The organism is Rhodobacter viridis, from assembly GCF_003217355.1.
In the GTDB taxonomy this organism is placed as follows: domain Bacteria; phylum Pseudomonadota; class Alphaproteobacteria; order Rhodobacterales; family Rhodobacteraceae; genus Rhodobacter; species Rhodobacter viridis.
The window spans coordinates 41,473-62,624 of the sequence record NZ_QJTK01000006.1; the positions used below are offsets into that span (position 1 = coordinate 41,473).

21 protein-coding genes are annotated in these 21,152 nt (G+C 67.5%); 12 read left to right on the forward strand and 9 right to left on the reverse strand.

Annotated features, from left to right (window positions below; translation table 11 throughout):
• Position 1: 1 nt before the first annotated feature.
• From C8J30_RS09450 to C8J30_RS09465, 4 genes are read left to right on the forward strand one after another with little or no spacing between them, the layout of a single operon-like run.
• Positions 2 to 1,384 (forward strand): dihydroorotase, encoded by a 1,383-nt coding sequence (locus C8J30_RS09450; RefSeq protein ID WP_110805604.1) that lies wholly within the window; start codon positions 2 to 4, stop codon positions 1,382 to 1,384.
• A complete protein-coding gene (locus C8J30_RS09455) occupies positions 1,381 to 2,622 on the forward strand; it encodes a Zn-dependent hydrolase (protein ID WP_110805605.1) in 1,242 nt (413 codons plus the stop codon). Before C8J30_RS09450 ends, C8J30_RS09455 begins: the two co-directional genes overlap by 4 nt.
• Entirely contained in the window at positions 2,619 to 3,719 is a 1,101-nt protein-coding gene (locus tag C8J30_RS09460) for a DUF917 domain-containing protein (RefSeq protein ID WP_110805606.1), read from the forward strand. Before C8J30_RS09455 ends, C8J30_RS09460 begins: the two co-directional genes overlap by 4 nt.
• Positions 3,712 to 5,370, forward strand: a complete 1,659-nt coding sequence (locus C8J30_RS09465; RefSeq protein WP_110805607.1) for a urocanate hydratase — start codon at positions 3,712 to 3,714, stop codon at positions 5,368 to 5,370. The genes C8J30_RS09460 and C8J30_RS09465 overlap by 8 nt, the downstream gene beginning before the upstream one ends.
• 76 nt (positions 5,371 to 5,446) lie before the next feature.
• Here the strand turns inward: C8J30_RS09465 and C8J30_RS09470 are convergent, their stop codons facing one another.
• Both C8J30_RS09470 and C8J30_RS09475 read right to left on the reverse strand, forming a co-directional pair.
• Positions 5,447 to 5,926 (reverse strand): hypothetical protein, encoded by a 480-nt coding sequence (locus C8J30_RS09470; protein WP_110805608.1) that lies wholly within the window; start codon positions 5,924 to 5,926, stop codon positions 5,447 to 5,449.
• Between the two features lie 158 nt (positions 5,927 to 6,084).
• Positions 6,085 to 6,894, reverse strand: coding sequence for a response regulator (locus C8J30_RS09475; RefSeq protein ID WP_110805609.1), 810 nt, complete (start codon positions 6,892 to 6,894; stop codon positions 6,085 to 6,087).
• A gap of 91 nt (positions 6,895 to 6,985) precedes the next feature.
• Here C8J30_RS09475 and C8J30_RS18595 point away from each other — a divergent pair, with 91 nt between their 5' ends.
• The 4 genes from C8J30_RS18595 (at position 6,986) to C8J30_RS09490 (ending at position 9,739) form a co-directional block, all read left to right on the forward strand.
• The gene (locus C8J30_RS18595; RefSeq protein ID WP_181420832.1) at positions 6,986 to 7,156 is read left to right on the forward strand and encodes a NepR family anti-sigma factor; all 171 of its coding nucleotides are present in this window, start codon (positions 6,986 to 6,988) and stop codon (positions 7,154 to 7,156) included.
• On the forward strand, positions 7,153 to 7,710 hold the full coding sequence (locus C8J30_RS09480) for an RNA polymerase sigma factor (protein ID WP_110805610.1): 558 nt from the start codon (positions 7,153 to 7,155) through the stop codon (positions 7,708 to 7,710). The genes C8J30_RS18595 and C8J30_RS09480 overlap by 4 nt, the downstream gene beginning before the upstream one ends.
• The gene (locus C8J30_RS09485; RefSeq protein WP_110805611.1) at positions 7,707 to 9,476 is read left to right on the forward strand and encodes a sensor histidine kinase; all 1,770 of its coding nucleotides are present in this window, start codon (positions 7,707 to 7,709) and stop codon (positions 9,474 to 9,476) included. The genes C8J30_RS09480 and C8J30_RS09485 overlap by 4 nt, the downstream gene beginning before the upstream one ends.
• 89 nt (positions 9,477 to 9,565) lie before the next feature.
• Entirely contained in the window at positions 9,566 to 9,739 is a 174-nt protein-coding gene (locus tag C8J30_RS09490; protein WP_110805612.1) for a DUF1328 domain-containing protein, read from the forward strand.
• A 53-nt stretch (positions 9,740 to 9,792) separates the two neighbouring features.
• On the opposite strand, the gene C8J30_RS09495 is transcribed toward C8J30_RS09490, so the two are convergent.
• Positions 9,793 to 10,803: a sensor histidine kinase gene (locus tag C8J30_RS09495; RefSeq protein WP_110805613.1), complete on the reverse strand. Its 1,011-nt coding sequence runs from the start codon at positions 10,801 to 10,803 to the stop codon at positions 9,793 to 9,795.
• A 191-nt stretch (positions 10,804 to 10,994) separates the two neighbouring features.
• On the opposite strand from C8J30_RS09495, the gene C8J30_RS09500 reads away from it, so the two are divergent.
• Positions 10,995 to 11,891 carry a hypothetical protein gene (locus C8J30_RS09500; protein ID WP_146227887.1) on the forward strand — a complete coding sequence of 299 codons (897 nt, stop codon included), beginning with the start codon at positions 10,995 to 10,997 and terminating at the stop codon, positions 11,889 to 11,891.
• A 12-nt stretch (positions 11,892 to 11,903) separates the two neighbouring features.
• Here C8J30_RS09500 and C8J30_RS09505 read toward each other — a convergent pair whose 3' ends face one another.
• From C8J30_RS09505 to C8J30_RS09520, 4 genes are all read right to left on the reverse strand, one after another.
• Positions 11,904 to 12,371, reverse strand: a complete 468-nt coding sequence (locus tag C8J30_RS09505; protein ID WP_110805615.1) for a threonine/serine exporter family protein — start codon at positions 12,369 to 12,371, stop codon at positions 11,904 to 11,906.
• Positions 12,372 to 12,373: 2 nt separating this feature from the next.
• On the reverse strand, positions 12,374 to 13,168 hold the full coding sequence (locus tag C8J30_RS09510; protein ID WP_110805616.1) for a threonine/serine exporter family protein: 795 nt from the start codon (positions 13,166 to 13,168) through the stop codon (positions 12,374 to 12,376).
• Positions 13,169 to 13,310: 142 nt separating this feature from the next.
• A complete protein-coding gene (locus C8J30_RS19045) occupies positions 13,311 to 16,052 on the reverse strand; it encodes a methyl-accepting chemotaxis protein (RefSeq protein ID WP_245909751.1) in 2,742 nt (913 codons plus the stop codon).
• Positions 16,053 to 16,173: 121 nt separating this feature from the next.
• Entirely contained in the window at positions 16,174 to 16,752 is a 579-nt protein-coding gene (locus C8J30_RS09520) for a hypothetical protein (protein ID WP_110805617.1), read from the reverse strand.
• A 208-nt stretch (positions 16,753 to 16,960) separates the two neighbouring features.
• Between C8J30_RS09520 and C8J30_RS09525 the strand changes: the two genes are divergently transcribed.
• Positions 16,961 to 17,413, forward strand: a complete 453-nt coding sequence (locus C8J30_RS09525) for an Rrf2 family transcriptional regulator (protein ID WP_110805618.1) — start codon at positions 16,961 to 16,963, stop codon at positions 17,411 to 17,413.
• A gap of 189 nt (positions 17,414 to 17,602) precedes the next feature.
• Positions 17,603 to 17,779 (forward strand): hypothetical protein, encoded by a 177-nt coding sequence (locus tag C8J30_RS18600; protein ID WP_181420833.1) that lies wholly within the window; start codon positions 17,603 to 17,605, stop codon positions 17,777 to 17,779.
• Between the two features lie 76 nt (positions 17,780 to 17,855).
• Here C8J30_RS18600 and C8J30_RS09530 read toward each other — a convergent pair whose 3' ends face one another.
• A complete protein-coding gene (locus C8J30_RS09530; protein WP_110805619.1) occupies positions 17,856 to 18,239 on the reverse strand; it encodes a cell division protein ZapA in 384 nt (127 codons plus the stop codon).
• Positions 18,232 to 18,825: a hypothetical protein gene (locus tag C8J30_RS09535; protein WP_146227888.1), complete on the reverse strand. Its 594-nt coding sequence runs from the start codon at positions 18,823 to 18,825 to the stop codon at positions 18,232 to 18,234. The genes C8J30_RS09530 and C8J30_RS09535 overlap by 8 nt, the downstream gene beginning before the upstream one ends.
• 265 nt (positions 18,826 to 19,090) lie before the next feature.
• Between C8J30_RS09535 and tkt the strand changes: the two genes are divergently transcribed.
• Positions 19,091 to 21,109, forward strand: a complete 2,019-nt coding sequence (gene tkt / locus C8J30_RS09540; protein ID WP_110805621.1) for a transketolase — start codon at positions 19,091 to 19,093, stop codon at positions 21,107 to 21,109.
• Positions 21,110 to 21,152: the final 43 nt, after the last annotated feature.

Below are 21,152 nucleotides of genomic sequence, written 5' to 3' on the forward strand. Positions count from 1 at the left end.
CATGTCCGATTTCGATCTTGTCCTCAAAGGGCGGGTGATCCTGTGCGACCGCGAGGTCGAGGGCGGTTTCGTAGCCGTGCGTGAAGGCCGCGTGGCGCTGATCGGCGAAGGCACGGCCCCCGCGGCCCGCGACCGTCACGATCTTGGCGCGGCGCTGATCCTGCCCGGTGCCGTCGATGCGCAGGTGCATTCGCTGTCGCAAAAGGGCGCCGAGGGCTTTGCCGCCTCGACCGCCGCCGCGGCTGCGGGGGGTGTCACCACCATCGTCGACATGCCCTATGACGAGGGCAATCTGGTCTGTTCGGCCAAGGCGGTCGAGATCAAGGCCGCCGAGGCCGAGGCGCAGGCCCGTGTCGATGTTGCGCTTTATGGCACCATCGACCCGCTCGAAGGCCCCGCCCGCATCGCCGAACAGGCCGAGGCCGGGGTCTGCGGCTTCAAATTCTCGACCTTCGGCACCGATCCGAAACGCTTTCCGCGCATCCCGCCCGCGCTCCTGATGGCTTGTTTTGCCGAGGTGGCCAAGACCGGTCTGGCGGCGGGCGTGCATAACGAAGACGACGCCTTCGTGCGCGACGCGATCGCGGCGGTCGAGGCGTCGGGCATCACCGATTGGCGCGCGCATGGGATGTCGCGCCCGCCGATGACGGAAATTCTGGCACTGCTGCAGATCTACGAGACCGGCGCCGCGACCGGCTGCCCGGCCCATGTCGTGCATTGCTCGCTCGGCCGCGGCTACGAGATCGCCAAGCGCTACCGCGACGAAGGCCACCCCGCGACGATCGAGGCCTGCATCCATTATCTGACCTTGGACGAGGAAAACGATGTCGCCCGGCTGGGCGGCAAGGCGAAGATCAACCCGCCGATCCGCCCGCGCGCCGAGGTCGAAACGCTGTGGCGGCATGTGGCGGCGGGGAATGTGTCGATGGTCTCGACCGATCACGTCAGCTGGTCCGAGGATCGCAAGACCAACCCCGAGATGCTGAAGAACGCCTCGGGCGTGCCGGGGCTGGAGGTGATGGTGCCCTTGTTCGTCAAAGGCGCGCTGGCGCGGGGGGTGCCGCTCACTTGGGCCGCGCGGCTTCTGGCAGAAAACCCGGCGCGGCATTTCCGGCTCGATCCGGCCAAGGGGGGCATTGCGCTGGGGCGTGACGCCGATCTGACCGTTCTGGAACCCGTGGCGAAGCGCTATGACGCCAAGGCCAGCCGCCATTCCGTCGCGGGCTGGTCGCCCTATGACGGGATCGAACTGCCGTGGACGGTTTCGGGGACATGGCTGCGCGGGCAGCAGGTGTTTGACGGGAACACCGTCGCCGCCCCGGGCACCGGGCGGTTCGTGCGCCCGGCCCGCCCGCTTGGTCTTCGTCGCGCGGTGCACGGATGAGAAACCTGCGCGTCAGTGCCGATCGCATCGGCGCCGATATCACGGCGCTCGCGGCGATCACCGATCCGGGCCAGCCCTGGACGCGGCGGGCGTTCTCGCCCCGGTTTGACGAGGGCCGGGCGTGGCTGGCCAACCGCTTTGCCGAGGCCGGGCTGAGCGTGACCACCGATGCGGGCGGCAACCTGCTGGGCATGCGCAAGGGCTCGGGCGATTGCGGCACGATCCTTTTGGGCAGTCATTCCGACACCGTGCCGGACGGTGGGCGGTTTGACGGCGTGGCCGGGGTGATCGTCGCGCTGGAAGTCGCGCGGATGCTTTCCGAACGCGGGCTGAGCCTGCGTCACGATCTGTGCGTGGCGGATTTTCTGGCCGAGGAGGTGTCGGTCTTTGGCGTCTCCTGCATCGGCTCGCGGGCGATGGCGGGGGTTCGCCCGCCCGAATGGCTGGCGCTGACGCATCAGGGGCGGACGCTGGAACAGGCGCTGACCGACGTTGGCGGTGACGCGAAGATCTCCGCGCAGCGCACTGACATCAAAGCGTTTTTCGAGTTGCACATCGAGCAGGGCCCGGTGCTGGAAAGCACCCGAACCGATCTGGGTCTGGTCACCGCGATTGCGGGCATCACCCGGATCGAGGTGATCTTGACCGGCAGACCCGATCACGCGGGCACCGCGCCGATGTATCTGCGCGCCGATGCCTTGGTCGGGGCCGCGCAGCTGGTGACGGCGATCGAGGCGAAGGCCCGGGCCGAGGCCGAAAAGGGCGCGCATTTCACCGCGACGGTGGGCGAATTCTCGATCACCCCCGGCGCGGCGAATGTGGTGCCCGGCGGCGCGCGGCTGCTGATCGACGCCCGCGCGGTCGAACGCGCGCAGATGGAGGGCTTTCTGGAGTGGCTGCGCGGCGCGCTCAAGACCCTGCCGCAGGGGATCAGCGCGCAAAGCCGCATCCTGTCGGACAACCTGCCGACGCCGATGCACGAGGGCCTGATCGCGCGGCTGGAAGCGGCGGCCGAGACCTGCGGCGCCAGCCACATCCGCATGGCCTCGGGCGCGGGGCATGATGCGGCTTTCATGGCGCGCATTGCCCCTGCCGCGATGATCTTTGTCCCCTGCAAGGAGGGACGCTCGCACTGCCCCGAGGAATGGGCGGAAACCGACGACATTGCGCTCGGGGCGGAAGTGATGGCCGAGGCCGTGCTTGCCTTCGACGCGGCAACCCAAGGAGAAGACAGATGAAACGCATCCTGACCGAAGCCGATATCGAGCCCGCCGTGCGCGGCGGATCGGTCTATGCGGCGGGCGGTGGCGGCTGGGCCGACCACGGCCGGATGCTGGGCCGCGCCGCCGTGGGCGTGGGCAAGCCGGAACTGGTCTCGATCGATGAACTCTCGCCCGACGATTTCGTGGCAACGGCAGCCGCGATCGGCGCCCCGGCCTCGACCACGAACTGGGAGATGCGCGGCATTGATTACGTCAAGGCGGTGCAGCTTTTGAACGAGGCTTTGGGCACTCCGGTCGCCGGGTTGATGGTCGGGCAAAACGGCAAGTCCTCGACGCTGAACGGCTGGCTTCCGGCGGCCGTTCTGGGCTGCAAGGTGATCGACGCGGTGGGCGACATTCGCGCCCATCCGACCGGCGACATGGGCTCGATCGGGATGGCGGGCAGCCCCGAGCAGATGATTCAGACCGCGGTCGGCGGCAACCGTGACGAGGGGCGGTATATCGAGCTTGTCACGCGCGGCGCGACGGCCAAGGTCTCGCCCATTTTGCGCACGGCGTCGGACATGTCGGGGGGCTTCATCGCCTCGGCCCGCAATCCTTTGCGCGCCTCCTATGTGGCGCGCCATGCGGCGCTGGGGGGGATTTCGATGGCGCTCGATCTCGGCCATGCGATCTTGGCTGCCGAGCCGAAGGGTCCGGGGGCGGTCCTTGATATCATTCAGCAAAAGACCGGCGGCGTGCTGATTGCGGAAGGCGTGATCACCCGCAAGGCGGTCACCTACACGAAAGAGGCCTTCGATATCGGCACCGTCACCGTGGGCACGGGCGACAGGGCCATCACGCTGCATGTGATGAACGAATACATGGCCATTGACGATGCGGGCGGCAATCGGATCGCCTCCTTCCCCGATGTGATCACCACGCTTTCGCCCGAGGCCGAGCCGCTGTCGGTCGGGCAACTGCAGGAAGGCATGCGGATTCACATCCTGCATGTGCCGAAAACCCTGATCCCCTTGGGCGCGGGGGTCCTTGACCCCGCCGTCTATCCGCCTTGCGAAAAGGCGATGGGGATTGAACTGGCAAAATACGCGCTGGAGGGGAAAGATGCCTAAAGATAACCCCCGTCACCCGGATTTCCCGATCCCCTCGGGGCCGGATCTGCGCGCGAAAAACTGGCGGGCCGAGGGGCTGCTGCGGCTTCTCGAAAACGTGCTGTCCGTTGGTGAGGCGCCCGAAAAGCTGATCGTTTACGCGGCCTTGGGCAAGGCCGCGCGGAACTGGCCCGCCCATGCGGCGATCGTGAAAAGCCTGACCGAGATCGAGGAAGATGAGACCCTGATCATCCAATCCGGCAAGCCGGTGGGGATCTTGAAGACCCATGCCGGCGCGCCGATGGTGATCATGGCGAATTGCAACATCGTCGGCCAATGGGCGAAGGCCGAGGTGTTCTATGATCTGGAACGCAAGGGGCTGATTTGCTGGGGCGGGCTGACCGCGGGCGCGTGGCAATATATCGGCTCGCAGGGCGTCATTCAGGGCACCTATGAAATCTTCATGCGCATCGCCGAGCGGCGGTTCAACAGCTCGCTGGCAGGCCGGTTCATCCTGACCGCCGGTCTTGGCGGGATGGGTGGCGCACAGCCCTTGGCGGGGCGGATGGCCGGGGCGGCGATCCTCTGCGTCGATGTCGATGAAGCCCGCGCGAAGATGCGGCAAGAGATCGGGTTTCTCGATGCCATCGCCCCCGATCTGGACAGTGCTTTGGCGATGATCGACGCCGCGCGGGCCGAGGGGCGGGCGACTTCGGTTGCCCTCATCGGCAACGCGGCAGAGATCTACCCCGAGATTGCGGCGCGCGGCATCACCCCCGATATCGTCACCGACCAAACCTCGGCGCATGATCTTGTCTACGGCTACGTGCCCGCGGGGTACGACCTGCCCCGCGTGCGCCGCCTGCGCGAGCAGAACCCCGAGGAGCTGATCGAGGCGGGCCGGGCCAGCATCGCGGCCCACGTCTCTGCCATGCTTGAATTCCAAAGCCGCGGCGCCGAGGTTTTCGACAACGGCAACCTGATCCGCACGCAAGCGAAACAGGGCGGGGTGGAAAACGCCTTCGACATTCCGATCTTCACCGAGGCCTATCTGCGGCCGCTCTTCTGCCGCGCCATCGGCCCGTTCCGCTGGATGGCGCTCTCGGGTGACCCCGAAGACATCCGCCGCATCGACGATCTGGTGCTGAAGATGTTCCCCGACAATCAGATCGTCACGAACTGGATCCGCCTTGCGCGCGAGAATGTCCCCTTCGAGGGACTGCCCGCGCGGATCGCCTGGCTTGGCCATGGCGAGCGCACCGATCTGGCGGTGGCGGTGAACCGGATGGTGGCCTCGGGCGAGCTGGCCGGGCCTGTCGCCTTTTCGCGCGATCATCTGGACGCGGGCGGCATGGCGCATCCGAACATCATGACGGAAAAGATGCGCGACGGCTCGGATGCGATTGCCGACTGGCCGCTTCTGGATGCGATGACGCTCTGCGCCTCGGGCGCCGATCTTGTCACCGTGCATTCGGGCGGCGGCGGCTATGCGGGCTACATGACCTCGGCCGGGGTGACGATCGTGGCCGAGGGCAGTGCCGCGGCTGAAACCCGGCTGCGCCTGGCGCTGACGAACGATACGGCCCTTGGGGTGATCCGCTATGCCGATGCGGGCTATGCGGATGCCCTTGACGAGGCAGCGCAGAAGGCGGTGGGGCATATCCGCCTGTGAGCGTTGCGACGACTGCGCCGTGACGGCGAAGGGGCACCCTCGGGTGCCCCTTTGTCTTGCAAGCTCGGATCGGGTCTCAGTCCAGCCGCGCGGCGACCTGATCGGCGAAGGTGTTCACCATCGCGGTGTAATAGGCCTTCGAGTCGGTGAAGGCGCCCTTCTTCAGCTTGCCCTCGGCGTCGATCGCATTCACCGCGCGCGCATCGACCGTCAGATCGTAGCTGTCGAATTTCGAATTGTCGGACGGGCTGGTGATATGCACCTTGCCCGACAGCCGGGCTTCGGCCACGTCGGTGATCTCCTCGAAAGTGTTCGCGATCGACAATTCGTCGATGTCGACGGTCACCTTGGCGCCCTCTTCGGCCAGCTGCGCAGCGAGACGCTGCGCGATCGCGGCCTTCAGGTCATCGCCGAGATGCCCCCAGTACAGCGCCGCCTTCGGGTTCGCGATCGCGGTCAGATCGGCCTGCACGTCGATCTCCTGCACCGGGGTCGCGGCAAGGACAGCGGTGCCCAGAAAGAGCGCGGTGGTGGCGGCAAGAAGGTTGCGGATCATGTTCAGTCTTCCTTTCGCATGAATGCCGATGCTTCGGCGTCGGTAAAAGAAGAACGCAGCCCGCCAAATCCGGTTCCGCAATTTTTTGCAAGCCCTTGGCGAAAAACAAAAACCCGCCGGATTTCGGCGGGCTTTCAGGTCGGGTTCAAAGGCCGGGTTCAGCCCACGAGCGTCTCGGTCGAAGCAAAGAACATCGCCTGGCTGACCGCCGAGCGGACCTGTTCCTCCGAAAAGGGTTTGGTGATCAGGAAGGCGGGTTCGGGCTTTTCGCCGGTCAGCAGGCGCTCGGGGAAGGCGGTGATGAAGATCACCGGCAGCGGGCCGATTTCCTTCAGGATGTCATTGACCGCATCGATGCCCGAGGACAGGTCGGCCAGCTGAATGTCCGAAAGGATCAGGTCGGGGCGGGATTTCGCGGCCAGCGTCACCGCCTCGGCCCGGGTGCGCGCGATGCCGGTGACGGTGTGGCCGATGCCCGCGACGATATCGGCCAGATCCATCGCGATGATCGCCTCGTCCTCGATCACCATCACCCGGCCCGACACGGCCGCCGCCATCTCGCGGTTCGCGGCGGCGATCAGATGGCCCACTTCCTCGGGCTCGACCTGCATGATCGCGCCGATTTCGGCGGCCTCGAACCCCTCGATCGTGTGCAGCAACAGCGCCTCGCGCGAGTTCGGCGTCAGATCGGCCATCAGCGCCTGTGCCCGCGCGGCAAGGCCCTCGTCTTCGACCGAGGTCGGCGCCCCGGCGCTGGCCCAGACCAGATGGAAGGCGTGAAACAGCCCCACCTTCGGCCGCGCGGCAGCCTCGATCACCGCCGGATCGACCAGCAGGCTTTCGAGCGTCGCCACCGCATAGGCGTCGCCGCTGTGCTGGCTGCCGGTCAGCGCGCGGGCGTAACGGCGCAGATAGGGCAGTTCGGCGGCAATCGCCTGCGACAGGTCGAGGGGGGCGGTGCTCGTCATCGTTTTCTCCCAAAAACGCGTTTTTCGTGGAACCAACGCTGTTCCCCCGCGTTTGGTTCCGTGAATACTGGCGCGAGCGGCGAGAAAGATCATGGCAGAGGACAAGAGCACGCAAAAGGGGCGCGATGCGACGGCCGAAGGGCTGCGCCGCGACATCGACGAGAATTTGAAGCGCGTCTTCGAGGCCTCGCTCGACCCGGAAATTCCGGATCGTTTCAAGGATTTGCTGGCGCAACTGAAAGCGCGCGGGGGGACCAGATGACCGGGCCCGATCCGCGGGATGAACTGGCCACCCATATCCCGGCGCTGCGGGCCTTTGCGATTTCGCTGACCCGCAACGTCACCGAGGCCGACGATCTGGTGCAGGAAGCGATCCTGAAAGCCTGGGGCAACTTCGACAAGTTCCTGCTTGGCACCGACCTGCGCGCCTGGCTGTTCACCATCCTGCGCAACACCTTTTATTCGGCGCGGCGCAAGACCCGGCGCGAGGTCGCGGACCCCGATGGCCTGCATGCGGCGCAACTGGTCACCCAGCCCGCGCATGACGGGCGCCTTGCGATGGCCGATTTCACCCGCGCCTTCGATCAGCTTTCGCCCGAACATCGCGAGGTGCTGATCCTCGTCGGCGCGAACGGCTATTCCTACGAGGAGGCCGCGCAGATGATGGGCGTGGCCACCGGCACGGCGAAAAGCCGGGCCAACCGGGCGCGGGCGCGGCTGTGCGAATTGCTGGGTCTGGCCGAGGGCGAGACGGTGCTGATCCCGTCCTCGTCGAGCGGGGCGGCCGCACCGGGGATGGGGCCACAAGCGGCATGATCCGGTGGCGGTTCGGCACGGGCGGTCTGGGACTGCGGCTGACGGTGATCATGGGGGCGGTGCTGACACCGCTCGCCGTGCTCAGCTATGCGCAGACCCTGGCCACCGAGCGCGCCGCCGAAAACCGGCTGCGCGCGGCGATCCTGGGCGAAACGCTGATGGCCGCCGCGCCGCAGGTCGATCTGCTGATGCAGGCGCGCGGCACGGCGATGGCGCTGGCGGCCAGCCTGCCGCAACTTTCCGATGATCCGGCCGCCTGCTCGACCTATCTGCGCCAAGTCGCCGAAGAGGCCGAACAGGACTATTCCTTCCTCGGGTTCGTGCCGGTGGACGGCCATATCAGCTGCGCCTCGACCGGGGCGCCTTATGATGTGCGCAACAGCGGCTGGCTCTCCGATCTGCGCGAAAACCCGCGCCCGAAGCTGACCGTGAACCGCGAGGGGCCGCTGTCGGGCACCTCGATCCTGAACCTGTCGCTGCCCGTCACCGATGCCGCGGGGCAGTTGATCGGTTTTTCCTCGGTCTCGATGCCGCAATCCGAGTTTCAGGACCGCGGCCTTGGACAGGCTGGCAGCGTGGGGCAACCGCTCGCCATCGTCACCTTTGACCGCAGCGGAACGGTACTGACCGCGACGAACGGACTTGATGATGCGGCCCGGACGATCCCCGCGCATCATGCGCTGAAGGATCTGGCGGGCGAGCGCGGCGAAAGCTTCCTCGACACCGCGCCCGATGGCCACGAGCGCGCCTTTGCCGTCGTGCCGCTCTGGGAGGGTGAGCTTTACCTTCTGGCCTCCTGGCCTGCCGATGTGCTGGATGAGGCGGGGCTTCTGTCGGGCTGGCCGCCCTTCGCCTTTCCGGCGCTGATGTGGGCGGCGAGCCTTGCCGTCGCCTGGATCGCCGCGCACAGTCAGGTGCTGCACCAGATCCGCGCGCTGCGCAGCTCGATCACCGCCTTTGCCGAGGGCGAGCGGCGCCTGCCGCCGCTGCGCCTGCGTGGCGCCGCGACCGAATTGCGCGACGTGGCCGAGGCTTACGAGCGGATGACCCGGGCCGTCGTGCAAGACGAGGCGGATCTGGAAAACGTCATTCACCAGAAAGAGGTGCTGCTGCGCGAGGTGCATCACCGGGTGAAGAACAACCTGCAACTGATCGCCTCGATCCTGAACATGCAGCTGCGCCGCGCCAAGACCGACGAGGCCCGCGCGGCGATGCGCAACGTGCAGGAACGGGTGCTGAGCCTCGCCACGATCCACCGCGAGCTTTACCTGACCTCGGGGCAGACCGACATCCGCGCCGATGAACTCTTGCCGCGGATCGCGGCGCATATCCTGAAGATCGGCGCGACGCCCGAGCGGCGCTTCGATCTCGATCTGCGGGTGGACGAGATCCGGCTGGTCCCCGATCAGGCGGTGGCGGTGGCGCTGTTTCTGGCCGAGGGGCTCGACAACGCGCTCAAGCACGCCTGGCGCGGGCCGCGCGGCATCGCCTCGGTCGGCGTCAGCTTCACCCGCACCGCCGAAGGTCTGGCGGCGCTGCGGGTGACGAACACGCTCGCCCCGCCTTCGGACGGCACGGTGACCGATCTTGGTCCGATGCTGCCGATCGAGGACGGGTTCGGGGAAAAGCTGCTCGCGGCCTTTGCGAGCCAGCTTGACGGCAGCTTCACCCGCGGCCCCGAAGCGGGGCTTTACGTGCTGCGGCTGAGCTTCACCCCGGCCGCGCTCGAGGCGGGCGAGGAACGCCATCGCCGCGCCGAGACGTGATCGGGAACCCGAACGCCGCGCGCGCGTTGATCTGATACAGGCGTCAGGGCACGGCGCCGCGGCAACCACCACTTCACGGGAGAGATATCATGCTGGGTTGGGCCCTGACGTTCATGGTGCTGGCGCTGATCGCCGGTGCGCTTGGGTTTGGCGGGATCGCGGGGGCCTCGGCCTCGATCGCGCAACTGCTCTTCGTGCTGTTCCTGATTCTTTTCGTCGTGGCGATGATCGCGCGTGCCCTGCGCGGCCAGCCGCCCGTCTGACATCGGATCGGAGCTTCGCGAAGAACGCCTCTCCGGTCCCCGGAGAGGCGTTTTTACATGGCGGAAAGGCCAAGCGGGAAGCGCAGCAAGACCTGTGTTCCGCCCCCCGGACGGGCAGAAAAATCAAGCGTTCCATTCAGTTGTGCGCAGAACTGTTGTGCCAGCCGCAACCCCAGACTCTGCGCCTGCGTCGCATCGAACGCCGCAGGCAGACCGCGCCCATCGTCGTTGATCTCCACCTCGGCCCGGTCGCCTTCGAGCCGCGTGCGCAGGGTGATGGTGATCTGCCCGGCCTCGGGCAGCCCATGTTCGAGCGCATTCGACACCATCTCGACCGCGATCAGCGCTACCGGCCCCGCGCAATCGGCCGACACCGGCAGCGGCGCCAGATCGAAGGCGAGCCGCACCCGCTCCTGCAGGTTCGCCGCCGCGACGACTTCGGGCAGCGTCGCCTGCATCAGTGCGCCGATCTCGGTCACCTGCCGCGCCGGATCGTGCAGTTGCCGCTGCACCGAGGCGATCACGCTCAACCGCGCGGCCGCCGCTTGCAGCGCGCGCCGCCCCTCGGGGTCGCGCATCTTGCGCTGCTCCATCCGCAGGATCGAGCCGATCACCTGCAGATTGTTCGACACGCGGTGCTGCAACTCGTGAAACATCAGCCGGTGCTGTTCGGCCTGCCGAGCCGTCGCGGCGCGTTCCAGATCGAGCTTGCGCAGCGCCATCCGCATCAGATGGATCAGCAAAAGCTCGGTCGCGACGATGAAGCCGTAAAAGCCCATCGCGACCAGATCGGGGCCGTCCAGCAGTCCGGCACCGCCCGGCGCGATGAAGAAGAGCCAGGCGGCAAGCCCCGAGAAGAGCGCGAGGACCACGCCCGCCCGCGTCGACAGGAAGAAGCCGACCAGAAAGACCATCGGGAAGAAGGTGAGGAACGGATAGCCCGGCGGCAGGCTGCCCTCGAGCGCGAGGCGAGCGCCAAAAGCCGCGGCTAAGGCGGCAGCAGTGCCGCCCCATTCCGCAAGCGGGCCGCGGGGTCGTGCTGTCAAGGCGCGCAGAAGTTTCATCGAAGCGATATCCGAAAGGTATGTTTCAAATGGGTATTCGTTTGTCGCGAAATGTAAATGCCCCCGGACAGTTTTCCGTGCATTTCCGCGCGAAAGCGACGAGAGGCGCAGAAATCCGCCTGTGCTTTAGGATCGCCTTCACCTTCGGCCGCGATAGTCGCAACCGATGTCGCTCACTCGGGGTTTGCGCGATGACGTGGTTTCACCGATCCTCCATGCCGGCCGCCGCGGGTCTGCTTCTGAGCCTTGCCGCCCTGCCCTGCGCCGCGACCGCGGGCGAGGCCGAGGGCGTCAAGGTGCATGAGGGCGCCTGCAGCATGACCTCGGCCAAGGGCGAGACGCTGTTTGCGGGCGATTGCGTCATCACCCGCCGCGCCGAGACCCGCGATGTCGCGGGCGAGCGCTGCGATTATCTGCGCTACGAGGTGCTTTATCCCGGCGTCGGGCTTGCCGTGGTGGAACAGGGGCAAGACATCGTCTGCCCGCCCCGGTTTCAGGATCGCGACGCCGAATTTCTGGCGATGGACAAGCGCGGGCGGCTGGTGGTGGCGACGGCGGAGGGGGCGCTTTTGCGCTTTGATCCCGGTGCGCTCGATCCCGAGGCCGCGCCGGTGCTGCCGGAGCTCGACGATGATCTGGCGGGGATCGAGGCGTGCAGTTTCACCCCGGATCATCAGGCGTTCGTTCAGAGCCTGTGGGCCGCCTTCCCGGTCACGGCGACAGATCCCGACGGGCTGCGCAGCCTCTCCGGCGGGGGGGGCGAGATCCTCTGGCCGCCCGGCAATCCCCCGCCCGATCAGCCGGTGCGATCCCGAAAGACCGGCGTGGTGCAGCAGATCGACGTCCCCCTGCGCGGCACCTATCTTGGCCTCGCGATTGCGGCGCTGCGGCTGGAGACCGAAATCGGCACCAGCGCCTTCAGCGAAACCTATGTGTTTGCAGAGCCGCGCGCGGCGATCGACCGCAAGTTCGGCGCCTCGGTGCGGGGCGCGCGCAAGCAAGACCCCCTGCCCGGCGAAACGCACAAGGTCCTGCCGGACATCGCCGAAGACGATCCCGGCCGCCTGATGTGCGAGGGCGAAAAGTAACCGCCCCCGGCCTCAGAAATCCTGATTTTTCAGCAGTTGCGCGGGGATGGCCAGCCCCGCCCCCATCGCCGCGAGGGTGAAGATCACGCGGATGATGTGCTCGGCCGCGCTGACGAAGATCTCGACCGCATCGACCGGGTGCGGCGCGGTGAGCGCGAAGAAGCCCAGCAGCGCCTGACCGAAGAAGGCGCCCGGCACCATCGGGATGCAGCCCGCCAGCGCCACCGCATTGCAGGCCGGTCCAAGCTGGCCGCGCAACGCCGAGACCGCGCAGGAGGTGACGATGGCCGCGGCGAAGGTCGCGCCCTCGAGGCTCCAGGCCAGTTCCTGCCCGCCGGTGCGGACCATCAGCGCCAGCGCGCCCGCCGCCGCACACCAGGGCAGCGCCCGCAGGCCGAAGTTGAACAGAACGCCGAAGCCCGCGGCGGCGGCGGCGCCAAACAGCGCCTGATGCAGAAAATGCGGCAGGAAGTCCCACATGATCAGCCCCTCATTCCCAGAAGTTCCTCGGCGAACCAGATGCCGGTGGCGGCAAACAGCATGATCATCAGCACCCAGACCGCCCGCGCGCTGCCCATGGTCGGATAGCCGTCCATGATGTCGGTCTGCGCGTTGGTCGAGGGCACGCCCGGCACCAGAAGCAGGATCGAGGCCATCATCGCCAGCTGCACGGTGCCGCTTTGCACCGCCATCGCGCCAAGCCCGCCGAGCGTCGCCGACAGGAAGGCAATCGCCCCCGCGACGATGAAGATGTTCACGCCGCGATGCAGCAGATGGTGGCGGATATACTGGCCGATGGCGCCCGCGATCCAGACCGGACCGAAGGCAAGCCAGTCGATGCCCAGCAGCCGACCGAAGGAGGTGCAGGCCAGCCCGACGGCAATGGCGGTGAACCAGGGCGAATGGCGCGGCGTCTCGCGCACGAGACGCGCCAGTTCGCTCTCGATCGCCTCGACGGTCATGCCGCCCTTTTCGGCGCGCGCACAAAGTTCACGCACCGCCAGATCGAGCCGGTGGTTCACCCCCAGCCGCCCGACCTGCAGCATCCGCGTGATCGTCTGATCCGCCGCATGCACCGTCATCGCGATCGAGGTATAGCCCGAGCGCAACCCGATCGTCTCGACCCCGAAGCCGCGCGCGATCATCGTGATGCCGCGGTGCACGACGCTGACCGAGGCGCCGCTTTCCATCATGATCCTGCCCGCCTTCAGCGCCACTGTGGCATAGCGTTCAAGCTCGCGGTGGCGCACCACCACCGGATCATCCCCGGTCCCCATCACGGTCCCCTTCCTTGCAACTTGCCTCGCCCTAACAGCCCCGAAGGGCTGCGGCAACCGCCGAGTCGGCGCCGCATATCAGCTATGAGCGGAACCATGATCTGCAAGGCAATACCTTGATATTCAGATTGAAATATGCGCATCACCCGGCCCGCCGCAGGGCTGCGTCGGCGGCGCCGATCTGGAACACCGCGGTCAGCGCCCGCAGGGTCTGCGCCTCGTCCAGAAGACCCTGTGTCGCGGCGGCGTTTTCCTCGAACATCGCGGCATTGTGCTGGGTCAGCTGATCGAGCTGGTTCATTGCCGCGGTGATTTCCGAAATGCCCGCCGATTGCTCGCCCGCGCCGGTCTCGATCGCGGCCAGAAGCTGATCAAGGCGGGTGACCAGATCCTCGATCCGGCCAAGGGCGGCTTCCGAGCCGGAGGCAAGCTCGACCCCCTCGCCCACCTGCCGCACCGAGGTGTCGATCAGCGTCGCGATCTCACGTGCGGCGTCGGACGAGCGCTGCGCCAACGCCCGCACCTCCGAGGCGACGACGGCGAAGCCGCGCCCGCTTTCGCCCGCCCGCGCCGCCTCGACGCCCGCGTTCAGGGCCAGAAGGTTGGTCTGGAAGGCGATATCGTCGATCACCGAGGTGATGCGGGAAATCTGTTCCGAGCTTTGCGCAATGTCGTTCATCGCCTGCAACGTCCGGCGCACCACATCGCGGCCGCTGGCGGTGGTGCTGCGGGTCTCGCCCACGGCCCGGGCCGCTTCGCGCGCCCCCGCCACCGCCTGCGCGACCGAGGCCGCCATCTGGTTCATCGCCGCGGCCGTCTCTTCCAGCGAGGCCGCCTGCGTTTCGGTGCGACGACCAAGCTCGCCCGAGGCCGCGCCAAGCTGATGCGCCTCGGCTTGCACCGCGCCGCTCGACCGGATGATCTCGCCCAGCAGATCGGCCATCCGCGCGACGGCCTGATTGAAATCGGCGCGCAACCCCTCGTAGGCGGGCGGAAAGGCGGTCTCGATCCGCGCCGTCAGATCGCCCGCCGACATCGCGCCAAGCGCGCGCGCAAGCTGCGCCACGACCTGCTGTTGCTCCTCCAGCTGGGCCGCCCGCTCGGCCTCGGCCCCTTCGCGCTGCTGCCGTCGTTCGGCGCGCTCGACCTCCTCGCGGGCAAGGTCTTGCTGCGCGCGGGCGCGGTCGGCCGCGGCCGCGGCCTGTTCGGCCTGCCGCGCCGCCCGTTCGGCTGCAATCAGCGCTTCGGCGCGGGCGTGATCCTCGGCCGCGCGCCGGTTGCGGTCGTGCATCGCATCGCGAAACACGGTGAGCGCGCCAATCAGACCGCCGATCTCGCCCGGCCCCGCGCGCAGCCCCACGACCGCGTCGGTGTCACCCGCCGCGAGCCGCGCCGTCGCCCGGGTCGCCTGTCGCAGCGGTCGGACGATGCCGCGCCAGGCCAGGGCCGTCACGGCAAGACCAAGCCCCGCCGCCAGCGCAGCCACGCCAAGGATCGTCGCCTGCGCAGCGGTCGTGTGGTGGTGCCCCTTGCTGCTGCCAGCCTCCACACGCGCCAGAATGCTCTCGGCGAGCCGCGCCTCCTCGGTGGAGATCCGAGCCATCGTCGCCCTGACGGCCTCAAACCGGGTCGCGGCCAGCGCGCGGGCCGCGATATCGGCACCATGCGCCGTCAGAAGCGGGCTTTCGGGGGCGGTGCGGGCCAGCAGATCCGTGAGCAAGGGCGCCAGATCGGGCGGCACCTGCGCCATCTGCGCCGCGAGGGTCGTCCGCGCCGTCTCGAGCGCGGCGGTTTCGCGGGCATGGCTTTCGGGTGTGCGGCTGAGTGCAAGGGCAAGCGCGGTGGCGATCAGATCGCGGGCGCGGGCCTCGATCCGCGCGGCCTCGATCCTCGGGGTGACGTCGCGGCGGATCAGCCGGTCGATCGTTGCGGCATTGGCCGTGTCGGCCGCGATCACATCCTGCGCGAGGGTCGCGGACAGGTCATCGACCGCCCCGCCAAGCCGGGAATCGATGCGCGCGCCAAGGCCGCGGATCTGCGGCGGCAGGCGCGGATCGGCAAAGCCGTCGGGCGTCGCAAGCGCGCCCGCCAGATCCGCGAGCCGCGCAAGATCGGGGCGCAGCGGGGCAAGCGGGGTTTCGTCCGCGAGCGCGGGGAGCTTCTCGCGCATCCGGGTCGCGGCGGCAGCGGCGCTGTCGCGCACGATCGTCCGCCCGGCGGCATCCAGCCCCGGCGTCATCGCCAGAACCGCCCCGCGCAGCTGCGCCACCTCGACCCGCAGCGCGAGCGCCGCGCCAAGCCGGGCCATATCCTGCGCCAGAAGCGTGTCGAGCGTCGCCTTCAGCTCGGCCGTGGCGGCAGCCCCTGCCCCGGTCAGGTCGCGTTGCCCCTGCGGGCCGGTCTGGCGCAGCGCCTCGGACATGCGGCGGTCGAGATCGAAGAGGTCTTCCACCGCGCGCTCGGTCGCGGCGGCGGCGGCGAGGCTTTGCGCCCGCGCGTCCACCAGATCGTCCGCCTGAGGGGAAATTTGCGTCGCGGCGCTGCGCAGGGCTGCGGGCGCCGCGGCCCCTTGCGCCTGCACGGCAGCCTCAAGAGCGCCAAGCGTCGCCTGCATCGCCTTGCGGGCAGTGTCGAGATCCGCGGGGGCTTCGGCCGAGAGCAGGGCCACCATCTGCGGCCCCAAGGCGCCGCTTGCCGCCGAGAGCGCCATCGACTGGCGCAGCGCAGGCACATCCTGCCCCACCAACTCGCGCAGAGTCGCATCGGTGTCGCGAAAAACCGAAAGACTGATCCCCACCGCAACCGCCGTCATGGCGACAAGCGCCAGCACGAGGCCAAGGATCTTTGCCGCCACGCTCGACCAAAGCGCCATCAGCCGGGTCATCGGCAAATGCTCCGCAGCGGGTGCCACCGATCGGGGAATGGGGATAAGCGCATCGGGCCTCCTGTCGCAGTGCCGTCGAGGAGTAACCGCCAAGCTTTGCGATGCGATTAATGCGCCCCGGTCAGCTGCGCAAAACGCCCCAGAAAAGCGAGACCGACACAAGCGCGAGCCAGCCCGACGCCAGTCGGCGCGCCCGTCCAAGCTGTGCGCCCCCCGCGCGGCCCGGATCGTGGCTGAGCGCGCCAAAGCCGCCCCAGACAAGCGCCGCGGCCAGCACCAGCGCGATGAAGACCGACAGCCGGGCCGCGAAGTCGCTGAGCACGGGCGCGGGCAGCAGGACCAGACCGAAGATCAGCGCCTTGGGGTTGAGAAGCGTGGTGACGAAGATCCGCCCGGCGCCGATCTGAAAGCCGTCCGCCCCCGAAGCGCCCGAGCGCCAGAGCCGCACCGCCAGCACCATCACCCAAAGCGCCGCGACCAGCTTGAGCGCAAGCGCCGCCCGCGGGGCGTGGCTCATCAGCCCTGCGCCCAGAAGCGCCAGCGGCACCACCGTCAGCAGATAGGCGGCCAGCTCGACCGGCAGCAGCCGCAGCACGCGTCCGAGCCCGTGCGTTGCCCCGGCAACCGCCATCAGCGTGTTCGTCGGCCCCGGGGCCAGCAGCAGCGCCAGCACGGCAAGGGTGAAAGCCGAAAGTGTCATGTCGCGATGTCGTCCACAGAGTGCCAACCCGAGCTAGGCGCAATCGGTCGGTTTGGCAACGCTCGAAAGCGTCGAAACGACGCAGAGGCGGCGTCGATCACGGCCGCACGCGACCGCAGGACATTTTTTCGTCGCGCAAACGCAAATTGCCCGAAAACCCGACAAGATCGACGTTGATAAACAGGGCTGTCGCCCGTAAGGCTGGGCCATGATCACGCAGAAGATGAAATACGCGCTCAAGGCGCTTCTGGAACTGGCCGACGAGGCCGGACGCGAAAGCCCGCAGGCGCTGACGATCGAAGAGATCGCCACCCGTTCGGGCACGCCGAAGCGGTTTCTGGAGCATATCCTGCTCGATCTGCGCAAGGCCGGGGTTGTCGCGTCGATCCGCGGGCGCTCGGGCGGCTATACGCTGCTGAAAGCCCCGCAGGAGATCTCGCTGTCGGATCTGCTGCGCCGGATCGACGGGCCGATCGCGCCTTTGCCGTGTCTGTCGCGCACCGCCTATCAGCCCTGCGACGATTGCGAGGACGAGGCGGAATGCCGAATCCGCAAGGTCTTTGCCGAGGTCTTCTGGTCCTATCTGGTGCTGATCGAGTCGCTGACGCTCGCCGACATGCTGCGCGCCGGGAACCCCGCCGCAAAGCTGATCGAAAGCTGATTTTTCCAAATTCATCAGAGGATTGCGCGCCGATCCTGAGATCCGGCGCGCGGTTGCACCTGCGTCGGCGGAGAAGATTTCCCCCAAGTCACGACAAAAAAGAGCATGCCTATTTCCTTGAAATACTCGACTTAGGCGGTAGATTATAAGGGCAATCTCCCCCGATCCCTCAGGACAGGAGCCGCCCCGATGACCGCTGCCACAACTGCCCCCCGCGCCTTTTCCCCGATCCGCCCCGCCGCGACGCTTCTGGCGCGCTGGACCGGCTTTGCCGCGCGGTTTCGCGACACGCCGCCCTCGCATCTGCTGACGACGGCGATTCTGGCCGTGCTCTGGTCGGGCGTGTTCCTGTGGCGCTTCGCCTGAGCGCGCGATCCCAGACATGACAAAGGGTGTGACGGTCGGCCCGTCACACCCTTTTTTCATGCGCTCAAGCCGCGTCTCAGTTGAGGACGGCTTCTTCGACCCGATCGGCCAGCGCTTCGGCCCGGGCGGCGATCTCGGCCAGCGTTTCGGTCACCGCAGGCGGCACCACCGGCACTTCGATCTTCACCGGGTTGGATTTCGCCACCGCCAGCTGCCTCTCCAGCTCTTCGACCCGGGCGCTGAGCACGCGGACATTGTCCTCGGCCCCGGCCGCCTTGTCGGCCAGCATCAGACCGGCCATGAGCAGCATCCGCGCCTCGGGAATGCGGCCCAGCTGCTGCGAGAGCGACTGCGCCTCGTTGTCAAGCATCGCGGCCGCGGCTTTCAGATATTGTTCCTCGCCCTGCTGGCAGGCCACGTCGAAATCGCGCCCGCCGATGGTGATGCGCAACTCAGCCATTGTCAGAGCCCCCCGCCGGTTGTCCCTTCACATGCGCCGCCACGATCGGGGCCAGCCCGGTGACGATATCCGACAGCTCCGAGGCCTCCCAGGCCCGGGCCGCGCGCAAGGCTTCAAGCTCGGCCTGCATCGACAGGTTGACCAGAGCCGGATCGATCCGCCCCGCCCCGTCGATCAGCTGCCGGTTCACCTCGATCAAATCGTTGTTGGCGCGCTTCAGCCGGTTTGCCTCGACCTGCACCGCCTCCAGCGCCCGCGTCGCCTGGCTGAGCCGCTTTTCCAGCGCGGCAAGCGTCGTTTCTTGCTTTTCGCGGATCGCGCGGACCCGTTCGGTCAGCTGCGCGCTCGCCGCCCGCTCGGCGTCCAGCTCGGCCTGCAGCGCCAGCACCTCTTCCGACGGCCCGGTGTCGACGGGAGTCGGAGGCTCGGGGTCCGGCAGCGGCTCCGGCTCGGGGGCCGGTTCCGGTTCGGCCATCGCCATGGACTGCGCCGCCGCTGCCCGCAGATCGGACAGCGTCTCGACGCCCCGCCCGATGCGTTCAAGCGCATAGGCGATGCGGCGCTCATATTCGGCCAGTTCGGTCATCCCACCCCTCGCTAACTGCCCTTGGTCTTCGGTCTTGTCGTTCGTCTCGTGCATCCGGTCGCTGTCGTCAACGCGGCCCGTGCGGGCAAGGGTATGACGACACCCCGTGGCGAATCGCATCCGCACGGGTTCACGCCCCATTCTAGCGGCATGGCGCGGCTCCTCCCACCTTTTTGCATCAAGCACTTGGGGCGCAAGCTTGAATCTGCTCCGATCCCTGATATCACGGGGTCCGAAGATTTCGGCGCAACAAAGGATGCACCCCATGGATATCGCCGCTCTGCGGGCCAAGAACCCCGATCACTGGAAGCTTGCCACCGCGATCCGCGTGCTGGCGATCGATGCCGTGCAGGCGGCGAATTCGGGCCACCCCGGGATGCCGATGGGCATGGCCGACGTCGCCACCGTACTGTTCCGCAACCACCTGAAATTCGACGCGAAAGCGCCGAACTGGGCAGATCGCGACCGGTTCGTGCTGTCGGCCGGCCACGGCTCGATGCTGCTTTACGCGCTGCTGCACCTGACCGGCTACGAACAATCGACGCTCGAGGAAGTGAAGAACTTCCGTCAGTGGGGCGCGCGGATGGCGGGTCACCCGGAATATGGGCACCTCGAAGGCGTCGAAACCACCACCGGGCCGCTCGGTCAGGGGATCTCGACCGCCGTCGGCATGGCGATCGCGGAAAAATCGATGGCGGCGCGGTTCGGCAAGAAGCTCGTGAACCATAAGATCTATGTGATCGCGGGCGACGGCTGCCTGATGGAAGGCATCTCGCAGGAAGCGATCGGTCTTGCCGGCAAGCAGGAACTCGATAACCTGATCGTGCTTTGGGACAACAACAACATCACCATCGACGGCCGGGTGACGGTGTCGGACATCACCGACCAGAAGGCGCGCTTTGCCGCCTCGGGCTGGAAGGTGCTGAGCTGTGACGGCCATGATCCGGAAGACATCGACCGCGCGCTGAGCGCGGCGCAGAAATCGAAACGTCCGGTGCTGATCGACTGCAAGACGCTGATCGGCTTTGGCAGCCCGAACAAGGCCGACAGCTATTCCGTGCACGGTGCGCCGCTCGGCGATGCCGAGATCAAGCTGACCCGCGAGGCTTACGGTTGGGCGCATGGTCCCTTCGTGATCCCGGCCGACATCAAGGCGGAGTGGGAAGCGATCGGGTCGCGCGGGGCTGCCGAGCGTGCCGAATGGGAAGCCCGTCTCGCCGCGCTCCCGGCCGGGCGTCGTGCCGAATTCGAGCGTCAGATGGCCCGTGGCGTCGCGCCGAAACTGGCCGCCGCCGTGCGCGCCTTCAAAAAGGCGCAGTCGGAAGCCGCGCCGAAAGTCGCCACCCGCAAGGCCAGCGAAATGGTTCTGGCCGCGATCAACCCGGTCGTGCCCGAAACCATCGGCGGCTCGGCCGACCTGACCGGCTCGAACCTGACGAAAACCTCGGATATCGAGGATTTCATGCCCGACAATCCCAAGGGCCGCTACATGCGCTACGGCATTCGCGAACATGCGATGGCGGCGGCGATGAACGGCATGTATCTGCACGGTGGCGTGCGTCCCTATGGCGGCACCTTCTTCTGCTTCACCGACTATGCGCGCGGCGCGATGCGTCTGTCGTCGCTGATGGGCGTGCCCACCGTCTACGTGATGACCCATGATTCCATCGGTCTGGGCGAAGACGGCCCGACGCACCAGCCGGTCGAGCATCTGGCGATCTGCCGCGCGACGCCGAACACCTGGACCTTCCGCCCGGCCGACATCATCGAGACCGCCGAGGCCTGGGAACTGGCGCTGTCGTCGGAACGCACGCCCTCGGTGCTGGCGCTGTCCCGTCAGAACCTGCCGACGCTGCGCACCAAGCACAGCCCGGCCAACCTGACCGCCAAGGGCGCCTATGTCATCGCCGAAGCCGAAGGCAAGCGTCAGGCGATCCTGATGGCGACCGGTTCGGAAGTCGAAATCGCGCTGAAGGCGCGTGAGCTCTTGCAAGCGGAAGCGATCGGCACCCGCGTCGTCTCGATGCCCTGCATGGAGCTTTTCGCGGCGCAGGACGACTCCTACCGCAAGCGCATCCTGCCGCCGGGCGCGGTGCGCGTCGCGGTGGAAGCCGCGATCCGTCAGCCCTGGGACCGCTGGCTGCTCGGCGAGCGCGGGATGGAGCGCAAGGCGGGCTTCGTCGGCATGGAGGGCTTTGGCGCCTCGGCTCCGGCGGAACGGCTTTACGCCGAATTCGGCATCACGGCCGAAGCGATTGCGGCCAAGGTCAAGAGCCTGCTGTGAGCCAGCATCGCCCCAGTGTGGCAGAGAATACGGGGGGGCCGGA